At 66.6% G+C, this 13,022-nt stretch carries 11 protein-coding genes and 1 pseudogene; 4 read left to right on the top strand and 8 right to left on the bottom strand.

Annotated elements, in window-relative coordinates; genetic code table 11:
- Positions 1–34: 34 nt before the first annotated feature.
- Positions 35–268, bottom strand: a complete 234-nt coding sequence (locus tag ACN268_RS27160; RefSeq protein ID WP_421485748.1) for an MbtH family protein — start codon at positions 266–268, stop codon at positions 35–37.
- 200 nt (positions 269–468) lie between these two features.
- Positions 469–1,281: a helix-turn-helix domain-containing protein gene (locus tag ACN268_RS27155; RefSeq protein ID WP_421485747.1), complete on the bottom strand. Its 813-nt coding sequence runs from the start codon at positions 1,279–1,281 to the stop codon at positions 469–471.
- A gap of 711 nt (positions 1,282–1,992) precedes the next feature.
- Here ACN268_RS27155 and ACN268_RS27150 point away from each other — a divergent pair.
- Positions 1,993–6,069: an Ig-like domain-containing protein gene (locus ACN268_RS27150; protein WP_421485746.1), complete on the top strand. Its 4,077-nt coding sequence runs from the start codon at positions 1,993–1,995 to the stop codon at positions 6,067–6,069.
- An 865-nt stretch (positions 6,070–6,934) separates the two neighbouring features.
- Here ACN268_RS27150 and ACN268_RS27145 read toward each other — a convergent pair.
- A complete protein-coding gene (locus ACN268_RS27145; protein WP_421485745.1) occupies positions 6,935–7,381 on the bottom strand; it encodes an SMI1/KNR4 family protein in 447 nt (148 codons plus the stop codon).
- A gap of 3 nt (positions 7,382–7,384) precedes the next feature.
- On the bottom strand, positions 7,385–8,035 hold the full coding sequence (locus ACN268_RS27140; protein ID WP_421485744.1) for a polymorphic toxin-type HINT domain-containing protein: 651 nt from the start codon (positions 8,033–8,035) through the stop codon (positions 7,385–7,387).
- Between the two features lie 149 nt (positions 8,036–8,184).
- On the opposite strand from ACN268_RS27140, the gene ACN268_RS27135 reads away from it, so the two are divergent.
- The gene (locus ACN268_RS27135; RefSeq protein WP_421485742.1) at positions 8,185–8,898 is read left to right on the top strand and encodes an EcsC family protein; all 714 of its coding nucleotides are present in this window, start codon (positions 8,185–8,187) and stop codon (positions 8,896–8,898) included.
- Positions 8,899–9,042: 144 nt separating this feature from the next.
- On the opposite strand, the gene ACN268_RS27130 is transcribed toward ACN268_RS27135, so the two are convergent.
- The gene (locus ACN268_RS27130) at positions 9,043–9,246 is read right to left on the bottom strand and encodes a DUF397 domain-containing protein (protein ID WP_421485741.1); all 204 of its coding nucleotides are present in this window, start codon (positions 9,244–9,246) and stop codon (positions 9,043–9,045) included.
- An 81-nt stretch (positions 9,247–9,327) separates the two neighbouring features.
- Positions 9,328–9,678, bottom strand: a complete 351-nt coding sequence (locus tag ACN268_RS27125) for a Scr1 family TA system antitoxin-like transcriptional regulator (RefSeq protein WP_421485740.1) — start codon at positions 9,676–9,678, stop codon at positions 9,328–9,330.
- A gap of 25 nt (positions 9,679–9,703) precedes the next feature.
- On the opposite strand from ACN268_RS27125, the pseudogene ACN268_RS27120 reads away from it, so the two are divergent.
- Positions 9,704–10,004 (top strand): annotated as a pseudogene (locus ACN268_RS27120) (transposase); the annotation flags it as partial.
- Between the two features lie 233 nt (positions 10,005–10,237).
- Here ACN268_RS27120 and ACN268_RS27115 read toward each other — a convergent pair.
- Positions 10,238–10,573, bottom strand: a complete 336-nt coding sequence (locus tag ACN268_RS27115; RefSeq protein ID WP_204927308.1) for a hypothetical protein — start codon at positions 10,571–10,573, stop codon at positions 10,238–10,240.
- Positions 10,574–10,637: 64 nt separating this feature from the next.
- Positions 10,638–12,890 carry an RHS repeat-associated core domain-containing protein gene (locus ACN268_RS27110; RefSeq protein ID WP_421485738.1) on the bottom strand — a complete coding sequence of 751 codons (2,253 nt, stop codon included), beginning with the start codon at positions 12,888–12,890 and terminating at the stop codon, positions 10,638–10,640.
- Here ACN268_RS27110 and ACN268_RS27105 point away from each other — a divergent pair.
- Complete coding sequence (locus ACN268_RS27105) at positions 12,880–13,020, top strand: hypothetical protein (protein ID WP_421485737.1); 141 nt, start codon at positions 12,880–12,882, stop codon at positions 13,018–13,020. The genes ACN268_RS27110 and ACN268_RS27105 overlap by 11 nt on opposite strands.
- The last annotated feature ends 2 nt before the right edge of the window (positions 13,021–13,022 follow it).

Raw genomic sequence — 13,022 nt, 5'->3', positions numbered from 1 at the left:
GGTGCACCTGCTGCGCCACGGCGAATGGGTGCTGTTACTCGCTACGAAGGGTGGCGTCATCGGCCCGAGCCATCGCGAGAGCGAGGCTTCTCGGCCGCATGTCCTGCCAGTTCTCCTCCACGTACCGAAGCGCGCCGTCCCGGTCGCCCGGTCCCCATGCCACGGTCCAGCCCGCCGGCACCTCGGCGAATTCCGGCCACAGCGAGTGCTGCGCCTCCGCATTCACCAGCACCAGAAACGTGCCGTCCGCATCGTCGAAAGGATTCATGTCCGCCTCCGGTCCGCATCGATGGCCGCAGGAGTCCACAAAGCCTCCGGAAGCGGCGTGGAGAATCCTGCCCGGCGGTGCGGGTGGCGGCCAGAAATTGCCACTTTCCTAAACTGACAGTTGGGGCCCGTCAGCGCGGACACAGGACCGGACCGGCCGGGGTGCAATTCCCCTACGGCGGCGGGATGCGGGAACGGCGGCTACGCGGCTTCGGCCACCGGAATCAGCGACACGATCTGCAGGTCGCTCGTGCTCGGGTCGGTGAGGGTGACCACGTCGACCAGGGTCGTACGGTGGTCGCTGGCCAGCCGGATGCCGCGCCGCGACCGCATGGTACGCCCGGACGGGGGGTGGGCGGCCCACAGGCAACGGGCCTCGGGACTGGTCTGAAGGCAGGCGTCGACGAGCGCGGCGATCCCGGTGTCCTGCGGGTGCAGCGCCTGGGCGATGCGCATCTGGGTGAGCAGCGGCGCCGCCCAGTCGGTGTCCCAGTTGACCAGCCGCCGCCGGGCGTCCGCGTCGGTGAACAGCCAGCGTGGATAGCTGGGATCGGTGCGCAGCCAGGGATAGTAGGACTCGCACACCTCGTTGTGCAGCACCACCCGCGCGTACCGGTCCAGCACGTAGGTTGCCCAGCGTTGCCCCTCGACGAACTGGCGCAGGGCGGTGCCGAGGACGGTCGGGGAGGTGCCGGCCGGCGCGGGTGAGGGCATCCGGCCGATCGCCAGGAGGTACAGCAGTTCCCGCTCGTGCCGGTCGAGTCGCAGCGTCCCGGCGACGGCGTCGAGGAAGGCGTCGGAGTAGTTGGCGCGTACGCCGCGTTCGAGGTTGCTGTACCAGACGACGCTCACCCCGACCAGTTCCGCGACCTCCTCCTGGGTGACGTTGGACCGGCGTCCCCGACGCCTCCGGGCGACCTGGTGGTCATCCGGCGGAAGCCGGTGCCGCCAGGCTTTGACGCAGGCGGCCAACTCGCTGTTCTGGTCCGCCGAGACCTGCCGGATGGCAACCATTTCTCCCTCGTTCTGGCGCAGCCGCCATTAATGTTTGTTTCCAGATCGGGGCCCGGTCGAATCGGGGCACCGGCCACCGTTCACACGACTCCGCAGCGAGCCGAAAGCGGGACGGACCGCTCGGCCACAGTTGCCCGGTACCGGGGCCGGCAGATCCTGGGCAGCATTCGACCAAATGGTCGACAGCCACTCGTGACGCCGCCGGCACAATGCCGGCCAACGGCTGTCACGAATATGGATGCTACCGGCTCCGGACCTCGCCACCAATAGTCATGTTTCGATTGCATCACTGTCTGGTCACTCAGCAGGAAAAATTCGCGCGGATCGCTCCGGCATATCGGACACCTGTCCGTATTGCGCCCCTTGGCCGCGTCCACACGGCGGCGCACTAATTGCCCTTGATCACCGCGTTGGGTGGTTAGCAACCCATCCGTTATCCCGTGCCGACGTCACTCTCGGTAGCGCGAAACCCACTCACGACGGGCCCGGAAACGCGCTGCCGAGAGGGTCGGAGCCTTCGGTGACCGAGTTGCCGCGAGAGTGCCGCCGTGGGCACAAATCCCCTGGTGGGGGCAGTATTCGATCAACCGGAAAACAGCCGTCGACGGAAACCTCGGAGAAACGAGGGCTGGTTAGCGTTCGCGACCGTTGAACGCTCAATCTCGCTCCGAGGAGAAACCTTTGAAGGTACGAACATCGAGGAGCACGCGCGTGCTCCTCTCGGTGACGGCCCCGGTGGCCCTGGCGGGGCCGGCCACCGCGGCGACACCCACCACGGTCGCGCCGCCCCCGGCGTCCACGACCGACCTACCCGACCCGACGGCCCGTGGTCCCTTCGGCCACCGGGCCGTCCAGGAGGCCAAACTCGGCCTCGCCGGCATCCAGGAACCGAACTCCTCGGGTGCCGACCCGACGGCCGGGACCGCACAGGCCCCGGAACGGATCGAGATCCGGGGCCAGCTTCACACCCCGGACTTCACCCGACGCACCACGCCGTCGCCGGTGCTCGTGCTGGTGCACGGCAACCACGGCTCGTGCGACTCCGGTCAGGACACCGCCCAACTCACCTGCGCCCAGTTCAAGCACAACGAGAACGGCTACGCCTACCTCGCCGAGAACCTCGCCACCTGGGGTTACACCACCTTCTCGGTGTCCCAGGACCAGCTGATGATGCGGCAGGACGGCAACAAGGGCAAGGGCATGCACAGCCGCCGGATGCTCATCGCCGCGACCCTGGACGCGCTGAGCGCGGCGAACCGCCCCGGCGGGCTGCCGGTCGACGGGCACACCACCGTCGGCACCACGCTCGCCGGTCGCCTCGACCTGACCCGCATCGGCCTGATGGGCCACTCGCGCGGCGGTGACGCGGTGTCCAGCTTCATCGACTACAACCGCATCCGCACCGACGGCCCGCGCTACCCGCTGCGCGGGGTCATCTCGCTCGCGCCCGTGGACTACGAGCGCAAGGCCCCGTACGGGATGCCGTACCTGACGATCCTGCCGATGTGCGACGGCGACGTCTCCAACCTCCAGGGCGCGCGGCTGTTCGAGCGCAGCCAGTACGTCAACCCGGGCGACCCCTTCCCCCGCATCCAGGTGGAGCACCTCGGCGCGATCCACAACTGGTACAACACCGTCTGGTACGCCGACGGCGGCGCGGACGGCCAGGCCAACAACGACGCCGCGTGCGGCAACTCCGCACCGTTCGCGACCAACAACATCCACCCGCACAACCTGCGGCTCAGCGGCGCGGCCAGCTACACTGACCCGGCCCTGAACTACGCCATCGACAACTCCGACCCGCTGAACCCCGCCGTGAACACCAAGTTCTCCGGTGACCCGGCGCGGATGGGCGACCAGGAGAAGCTGGGGCTGGCGACGATGGCGGCGTTCTTCCGCCGCTACGTCGGCGGCGAGGGCGCGTTCCAGCCCTACCTGACAGGTGAGCTGGCGAACACCCCGGGTGGCCTCCAAGTACCGGCGTCGGCCTGCCCGACCAGTCCGTCCGGCACCGCGATCGGATGCAACGAGCGGGTCAACACCAGCTACTTCGCCGCCCCGCAGGAGCGGGTGGACGTGATCCGGCCTGAGGTGGCCAACCCGTTGACCCGTAACGCCCTCGGTGGAACCCTGACCGGCAGCGGCTTCGCCGACCCGTACGCGCAGGCCGCCGGGGTCACCCCGAAACCGGCGAGCACCCCCGGCGGGTACGACTGGTGCAACCCGGAGCCGCAGGACTTCGCCCCGGCGCAGCTCGGGAAGACCGGGCTGCCGGCCGCCGCCAAGCCCTGCCCACTGCCGGCGGCGGGCGCGCTCGGCGGGCAGAACGGCACCCGGGAGAACAGCCCCATCAACCACTCCTACGGTCGCCAGCTCACCCTCGCCTGGGAGCCGGGCTCGGCCGCGTCGCTGACCGCCGCGATCCCGGCCGCGTCCGGTGACGTACGGCACCTGAAGGCGCTGGCGCTGAGCGCCGCCGTGAACTTCTTCGACACCCGCAACCCGGGTGCCGACAACCGGGGCGACAACACCCGGGACACCACCGTCAACGGCACGCCGACCAACCCGGTCTGGCCCAACGAGAAACCCACGTCGTACGACCCGGCCTCAACCACCCAGCGGTTCGTGATCGCGCTGCGCGACGCCGCCGGCCGGGAGGGGACCGTCGACGCCGGTGACCCCCGCTGGGGCAACGCCCTGCACATGTCGACCGGCACGAACACCCCGAACACCCACATCGTCCTCGACCAGATCCGCGTCCCGCTCGCCGAGTTCGCGGCGCAGGGTGTGGACGTCGGCGCGCTGGCGAAGCTGGAACTCCGGTTCGGGGTGGGCGACATGCCGAAGTCCGGCTCGATCGAGCTGGCCGACGTACGCTTCCAGGAATCCGACGCGGGGGCGCAGCTCCTGTCGGACGGCGACCGGGCCGACGGCGCGGGCCACGGCCCGTCCGCCCTCGGCGGCCCCGACCCGGCGACCTATCTCGCCGGCTACGACAACACCCCGGGCAACGTCGCGCTCGTCGACCCGGTGGCGAACCCGCAGGGCAACACCACGTGGACGGTCGACGACGACCGGAAGCAGTGCCCGAACGCCTCGTTCACGTCGATCCAGACCGCCGTCGACTTCGCCTCGCCGTGGGACACCATCGTGGTGTGCGCGGGCGTCTACCGGGAGTCGTCGACGCCGGTGAACCACGCGTCCAACCCGGTGCAGAGCGGCGCGCGCAACGGCCTGACCATCACCAAGCCGCTGAAGATCAAGGGGGCCGGCGCGGACAAGGTGACCATCAAGCCGGACCAGTCGCTGGGGAACCTGGCAGGCGACCAGCCGTACCTGCGCGACGGCGGCGGCAACGTGATCACCGTGTCCCGGCAGTCGCTCGGCTCGACCGACACCAACGAGATGTTCCTCGACCTCTCCGGCGTGACGGTGACCTCGGGCGACGTCTGGGCCGAGGCGGGCATCGCGTTCTTCGGCGCGGCCGGCCGGGTCGCCGACAGCGTCGTCGGCCCGCTGCGGGTGGCGACCACCGACGAGGAACTGGCCGCGCACCCGCACGGCTGGGGCATCGTCAAGACCGGCATCATCCGGGGGGCGGGCACCGGCACCGTCGAGAGCGAGCTGACCGTCACCGGCAGCGTGGTCAGCGGCTACCAGTCCGGCGGCATCCTCTTCGACGGCGCGCGGGGCCGCGACGGCACCCCGGACACCACCGTCCGCTCCGGCATCCGCCAGCACGGGTACGTGACCGACACCGTGGTCACCGGCGAGCCGAACAGCCGGTTCCCGCAGACCGGCATCGCGTACACCGGCGGGACGGACGGTTTCGTGAACACCAGCCGGATCACCGGGAACTACTACCCGCCCGCACCCCAGCGGTCGTACGGCATCCTGCTCACCGACGCCGGCACCGAGACCGCCGGGGCGCTCACCGGCTTCCGTAACGTCCTCACCGGCAACGGGTTCGCCGTCTACAACGCCAACGCCGACAACACCGCCGTACGTGAGGGCGCCCCGTTCGCGCTGACCGGCAGCTACCTCGGCAGCGGGCAACCGGTGCCGGGCGGACCGGCGGTCCCGGCCACCGGCGTCGAGGCGGTCTCCGGCGCGGACAGCACGGGCAGCGCCACGGTCACCGTCACCAAGCGCCGGCCGACGCCGCCACCAGCGGTACCGACCACGGTGGGCCGGGTCGTCGACGCCGCGCCCTCGGCCGAGGTGGCCGACCCGGGACGCGGCGCGGTGTTCCAGGTCGGGACGACCGTGCACCCGCTGATCCGGGGCACCGACGACCACGCCATCGCCTCGACGAGCCTGTTCGTCAACGGCAGCCTGGTCGGCACGGCCACCACTGCCCCCTACCTGTTCGACTGGACCCCGGCGGCGAAGGACGCCGGCAAGCAGGTCAGGTTCCAGGCGATGGTGGTCGACTCGTCCGGCCAGTCGACGCTGTCCAAGCCGGTCGTCGGCACGGTCGACCCGGCGACCCCGGCCCCGACCGTACAGATCGGGTCGGTGCAGGCCGACCCCACCTCGGGTACGGCGACGCTCACCGCGACGGTCAACACGGCCGGGACCCTCACCCTCAGCGGGGAGAAGGTCAACGCGGTCAGCCGGCAGGTGGCGAAGGCGAACACGGTGACGGTGACGGTGACGGTGGCACCCGCGTACCGGCAGACGCTGGTCAAGACCGGTCGGCTCGACGTGACGTTCACTGTCGGGTTTGCCAACGCGGCAGGTCAGAGCCCGGGTGAGACGGTGCAGGTGACCCTGATCAAGACCTGACGCTCCGGTGCCGGAAGGAGCCCTGCGGGTCCTTCCGGCACCCTCAGGTCGTGCGGCCGCCCGGAACCCCACCCGGCCACCTGCTCCCTGACGGGGCAGGACCTACTCCTGCCGCCCTCGTGCTGACACTTGGCAGGGCATCAGCAAACTCCGTCACCTGCTCCGGCTCGGCCACATAACGCCAGGCGGGCACTCGGTGTACGGCGTAAACCTCGGTCTTTCGTTTGACCGAGGGGTCCCTCTTCCGACGCCAACATCAAACCGAAGCCAAGATCAGCCGCTACGCCCGAAAAGCCCTCACCGAGCCCTGAAACGGATCTCCTGCTGGAGTACTAGCGCCAGCGAAGCCCGCAGCGGTCGATTGGCTAAGAAAAGCTATACAGGATCAAGTACGGCCCGGCATTCGCCGGGCCGCGCGCACGCGCTCAAGGCCTACGGCCCGCGCGCACGCCAGACAGCACCGCGCCCAACGCTCGAATTTTCCCATGTATTGGCCGCAGACCGAACATAGCCATCCGACACTCAGCGACCCCATCCGGCCAAACATCGACATGCATGAATGCACATGATCGAATGACATCGGCCGCGACAGCAACGTAGCCGCACGCCGGCAGCCACCCAAGCCCTCCAACGCCACGGATACCCATCTCGCGGGAAGCCTGCAGTACATTTCCACACCCAGATCACGCGCAATTCCGCGAATACACCTGGGCTGCACGAAATCTTCCCAACCTCCGACTCGGCGTGCGATCTTCGCAAATCTATGATGATTTACCAATGCTCAATTAATCTCAAAAAAGAATCCTAAAGGTCGCCTTGCATCGACAAGGACCCGACGCTGCGATATTTTATGTTGACCGAATGCCTATTTGACCCCAGGCTCATCTAAATAATGTGAATTAAGGAATGCGGTGAATGTCGGCCACACCCGCAGCGGCATCGAGACGGCTTCGGAGTACAGAATAACCTCCGGATCGGGTACCGAAACGTCAGACATGCAGTACGCAAGGCAACCTTGATGCATCGCAAATACTACTGCACTTTTTGGAAGCGAAATGACGTCGGCGTTCTCGTCAAAGAAGTCGTTGGCCCACTCTTTGATACGGAGCAAGACCGGATAGAAGGCGTCCGTACCGCGAAGCATCCTACCTGCGCGCGCTCCCATGAGGGCGAGGAACTCAACGTACGCCGGCGGAAGCCTCGGGACACCCCAGGCGTCTTGGATCTCGGAAATTTGCTCTTGCGTAATGCCAAGAACGCCATTCAGACTCTCCTGCCGAATCAAATTCGCGAGTTCGGCAACCTTATGCATGATTCAGTCCTCGCCAGTTTGCACGTGCACCTTGACGCCAGGGAATTTCGCTTGAAATTGATCTATTACGTCGCCGCGACTGGGACAAACAGTCCGCTCAGAATAGATATGGACAGCGCCAGTCGATTTGAAGTCCAGACCTTGAGCAAGGTCTTCAAGCAGGATCACCTCCGGGTCGTATGCCCGGGAAGGGTTGGGCGGCGTGAATTGCCTGCTGGTTGGCATGCCCACCTCTCCCGGGTTCACATGCCTACCGCTCGTCGCAATGCCGGTCGCGGGCGATTGCCCATCGATCATTGAACGCCTCACAGCGATGTTCGTCCCGCCTTTGACCCCCAGTCCATTGTTCGCGTTAACCCGATGGGTTGCCGCGATATCTGCGAGATCACAGCCGTTGTTGTTGTGGACCAGCACCGGCTCTTTGCCGGCGAGCACATAGTACGTGTGGAGGGTGTCGACGGTGAGGTTGTGTACCACCTCGGGTTGGGTGCGGTGGTGTGTGGCCGCTACGGCTGCTGGTCGATGGTCGGCGGTCTCGAAGGTGTAGCCGGGCTTGAGATCCTTGGCTTCGCGCCATTGCTGCTGGTCGGCGACCCAGAAGGGGTGCCCGGCGGTAGCGGTGATCGTCTCGGCACGTGTGCGAGCAGGCCGCATCGGACCGGGTCTGTCGGTTAGCCGATCGAACCGATGATCTGGAAATTCCTATGTGGATCATACGTACGTCCAGTGGTCGACGCCTGCACCGGTGCGACCCTGCACCTGGTCACCGGCCGGCTGATCTGTCGGCCAGGAACGGAGTAACGATGGACGCGAACGAGCACAGCGAGGGCCCTTCCAACGCGATAGCCCGCCACTTCCAGAACCTGACCGTGAAGGTCATCCAGGATGGCGTCGGCCCGATCACCGGGTCGATCCCCTACGCGGAGGCCCGCCTCAGCAAGGCCTTCCCGGCCACAGCAGGCTCGATCATCGATCCCGACGGGGTGCCCCTGCGCGACCGTGCGAGCGAAGCGGCGATCGAGCGGGTGATCGAGCGGGTGATCAAGGAGTCGGTGGCTGCGGCGTCGACGAACGGTTTCGTCACCGGACTGGGCGGTTTCGTGGCCATGCCCGTCACCCTCCCCGCGAACATCGCCGGGTCACTGGTGATCAACGCACGACTCGTCGGGTCGATCGCGTACCTGCGGGGTTACGACATCTCGGATCCGCACGTCCAGACCTTCATCTTTCTCACCACGGCAGGCGGGACGCTGGCGAGCTCGCTCCAGGGGGTGGGAGTCAAGGTCGGGGCGAAGTTGACCGCCCAAATGATCAAGGCGATCCCGATCACCGTGATTCGGAAGATCAACGCACAGGTCGGCTTCATGCTTCTCGCCAAGTACGGCACGCAGCGTTCCGCCATCACCCTGGCCAAGGGCATCCCGATCGCGGGGGGCCTAGTCGGAGCCGGGATGGATGCCGCCCTCACTGCTCTGGTGGGCCGCGCAGCCAAGGCCAACTTCCCGGCATCCATCTGACCCACAGGGTTACAGCGCGACCAAGCCGACGAGAAAGCGCGCCTGCCCTACCGCCCAGAACGTCGATCCGCCGGAGCGGGGCTGCGGCCAAAACGGATCCGGCCGCCAGCGCCGCAGGGGTAACTTCCGGGCTCGGGGTGCAGGTCAGCTCGTGGTGTCGGCCTCCAGGCCGGTCAGGAAGCTGGTCCAGGAGCGGCCGTCGAAGGCGAGCACCGGGCCGGTGCGGTCCTTGGTGTCGCGGACGTCCACCGCGCCATCGACGAACCGCACCTCCACGCAGGCCCCATTGTCGGAGCTGCGGGAGGACTTGAACCAGCCACGGTCGGGGGTGGCGAGAGCAGCCACCACGTCATCTCCTTGGCGATTCGCCGGATCAGCTCCAGCGACTCCGCCGAGCTTAACGCTCGCTTCCGCGCCTCGGCGTGCGCGCTAAGGTGACGACGTAGTCCGCGACCCGGCTGGACTGGTCGATAATGTCGCTGGAGGTGCGCGCCTCCTGCCAGACCAGGTCGGCCAGCCGGGGCGACGGGAACGACAGGATCTGGAACGGGCCGCCGAGCGCGGGATGCGCCCGGCGGTGAACGGCATCACCCTGATCTCGATCTGCTCCGGGCGCTCGGTCAGCAGCCGGTCGAGATGGTCGAGCTGGGCGCGCATCACCTCCGGCCCGCCCACCTGCTGCCGCAGCGCCCCTTCGGCGATCACGATGGTCAGCCGCAGCCGATGGCCGCCGTCGAGCCGGCGTTGCCGCGCCATCCGCACCGCGACCCGCCGATCCATCGCTGTCACCGCGCAAACGCCACAACTACTCGCCCTGCCAGGTGTCGGCGCCGTCGTCGCCGCCACCGTTCTGCTGGCCTTGTCCCACCCCGGCCGCGTTCGCTCCGAAGCCGCGTTCGCTGCCCTGGCCGGCGCGTCACCGCTACCGGCTTCATCAGGCAATACCACCCCGCTACCAGCTCAACTGCGGCGGCGACCGACGCCTCAACCGAGCGCTCTACACCGTCGCGCCGGTCCGCATTGGCCACGACCCTCGCACCCGCGACCACGTGACCCGCCGCACCCGCGAAGGACGCACCAAACGCGAGATCATGCGCAGCCTCTAGCGCTACATCAGCCGGCAACTTTCCGCACCCTGAACGGCGCCCACCCAGCCACCAGCACCACTTGACAGTTATAGAAGCATCTCAGAGTGAGACATCCACCGACACACCTAAAGTTGCAGCGGACAGAGCTCAGCGCACGGTCGACTCAGGCTTGAGAAGCTCCGAGGCGGACTTCGGGGTTGGTTGACGGTCCCGTGTCGCGCGAGCAGCTCAGTATTCGCCACCGGACCACCTCATCGAAAATTACCACCACCCGCAAGCAAGGCTCGAAGGCGCCGAACCTCGTCCAAAAGACGTGGCACGGCCTCCCTCGCCATTGCAATGAAAGCCGCGTTCTCATCCCAGCGCTCGTCGACAGCATCAACGTACCGAGGATGCTGAATTAATGTTGCGGCAACCATTTCTCCATGATCGAATCTTGGCCACCGCTCGGCCACGCCAGTATCAGGAGAAGTGCTTACTGCCACAAGATTCATGGCATTTTCGTCATTCAGCGTCCTCACAAACCAAGGTGCCGGAGTGGCCGCTTCGCAAAGCTCCTCGATCTCCTCAAGTTCATCTTCACGCATCTAAACCGCCCTCCATTAGCACGATTTCTCGAACTCTACGCAAGCCACCACTCAACATAGTTAATCAGTATCTTTCGCTTAAATATCCGAGTCTTTCGATATTCTTAAAGAACCTTTTGTCATTTGTAATGATAGACAATCCGTCCTGTATCGCGGAATGCAAAACTGAAGCATCGTCGTCGGCAATCATCGGGGTGAAGGACTTACCTTTCCACATTCCTCTGAGGCGAGACTGCAGCGAGGCGATGCCTTCACTGGTAGAGGCCGGCCCCATGCGTCCTCCTCGTTCCGACAGCCAGCCACCGATGGCGTCTGCAGAGTGTCCACCTTCGAGGAGTTCACGCCGAGCAGTCGGAGAAAGGACTGGGGCACGCCCTGCCAGGGCGGCATCTACTGCAGTGGTCTTTGCACCGGACAATGCGTCCGTCACAGCGTTCGTATCAACAGCCACCTCGCCGCAGTTGTGTACGAGGACCGGGGTATCACCGGCCACCACATAGTACGTGTGGACGGTGTCGACGGTGAGGTTGTGTACCACCTCGGGTTGGGTGCGGTGGTGGGTGGCCGCTACGGCTGCTGGTCGATGGTCGACGGTCTCGAAGGTGTAACCGGGTTTGAGGTCCTTGGCTTCGCGCCACTGCTGCTGGTCGGCGATCCAGAAGGGGTGCCCGGCGGTGGCGGTGATCGTCTCGGCGCGGCCGCTGCCCCGGGGGCCATCCACGGTGACGGTGATGTCGACGAGTTGCTTGGTGCCGCTACCGACGATCAGAGCGGTGACTACTCGCGGCGCGGTCCGCCCCGTGGTGGGATCGGTGGCTAGGACCTTGTCGCCAAGCTTCACGTCACGGATCGGCTTGTGGCTGCCATCGGCCATCAGGACCTTCGTGTCGGCGGTGAAGCTGTTGCCGAGGCAGCCGCCGCTCCGGCCCATGAGCCCGCGTCCGATGGTGCGTGCTTCACCGAGACCTGCGCTGACGGCCTTGCCGCCGGCCGCTCTCATTCCTCCGCCCAGAGCGCGGAGCCCTGCACCGAGGGCCGCGCCGCCGACATTCCCAGCAACCCCGCCAGCGGCACCGAACAGCCCACCGAGCGCGGTTTCACCGGCGAGATCCCACCCGCGTTTGCCGTTCATGTAGCCGGTGACGGCGGAGCCGACAGCTCCGGCAAGGGCACCGCAGGCGACGGCACCGACACCGGTCCAGCCGATGGCGGCCCCGCAGCCGATGCCGACGACGGCACCGACGGCGATGCCGGCGATCTCAGCGGCGTGGTCCTCGACGAACTGGGTCGCCTTGTCCCACATCTCGTTGGCACCCTCGACGAGTGGGGCAAGGCGTTGAGCTGCTTCGAGGAACAGCTTCTGCCGGAACTTGTCGGGGTCACGGATGGCCTGTTGCGTGACGGCGACGACGCTTGCCATGACCTTGATGCCGCCGGACACCAGCTTGACTCCCGCCAGCAGCGGCTTGGTGAGCGCGGCCACGACCGGTAGCTTGGTGAACTTGATCGCCTGCCGGACAGCGGCCTTCGCGGCGTTGGTTACCGCCTTCTTGGCTTCGTATATTCGTTGCGCCGCAGCACGGGCTTGTTCTTTGGCCCAGTTGGTGGCATTGGTACGCAGGTTGGTGACGCCTTGTTTGATGTGGCGGTAGGTGTTCTCGACGGCGGTCTTGGCCTTGTTGTAGAGCCTGGTAGCGCCGTTGTAGAGCATCTGCCCGAATGACCTGAGGGCGGAGATTCCCTGGTTCCAGAGCCGGGTGCCGTAGTTCCATGCCCAGGAGGCGGTGCTGCTGACGAAGTTCGTGGCGGCGTGGTAACCGTTGCTGACCGAGCGGGCGGCCCGCTTGAGCCACTTGGGCCAGTGACCGTCAGGGTCGTCGAAGTCCAGGGGCGCGCCGGCGGCATAGGCGTACCGGTTCGCGAGGATGGAGTCACCGCTGGCGTAGTCGACACTGTCGCGGGAGGTGAAGGCGCCGGTTCCCGGGTCGTACCACCGGGCGCCCATGTCGACCTGACCGGTTTGTGGGTCGGTCCAGTCACCCTGGAAGCCGAGGTTGCCGGTGTCTCCGGTGCTGGTGATCTTCTTGCCGAACGGGTCGTACGAGGTGGAGTCGTTCAGCGTGGTCAGGCTGGTGTTGGCGGGATCGAACGCGGCGACGACATCGCCGTGGGCGTCGGTGAGTGAGAGCTGCTCGTCCGAGCCCTGCCCGGTGGCCAGCAGTTCGTCCGCGGGACCGCGGGCGAAGTAGTCGACGCCATCGGCGACGACGTCGTCGCCGAGACCGGCATAGGTGAAGTTGGTGCCGGTGCGGGACACCACCCGGTCCAGGCCGTCGTACTGGTACGTCTGGGTGATGGCGGTGGTGAGACGGTCGAAGGCGTCGAAGGCGTACTGCTCGCTGAGGCCGGAGCTGGTGCGCGACCGGAGCGTGCCGCGCGGTGAATAGGT

This window comes from Micromonospora sp. WMMD735, from assembly GCF_049178995.1.
Taxonomy (GTDB): domain Bacteria; phylum Actinomycetota; class Actinomycetes; order Mycobacteriales; family Micromonosporaceae; genus Micromonospora; species Micromonospora wenchangensis.
Note: the sequence above shows the minus strand (reverse complement) of the source record. Positions and strands in the feature narration are given on the sequence as shown.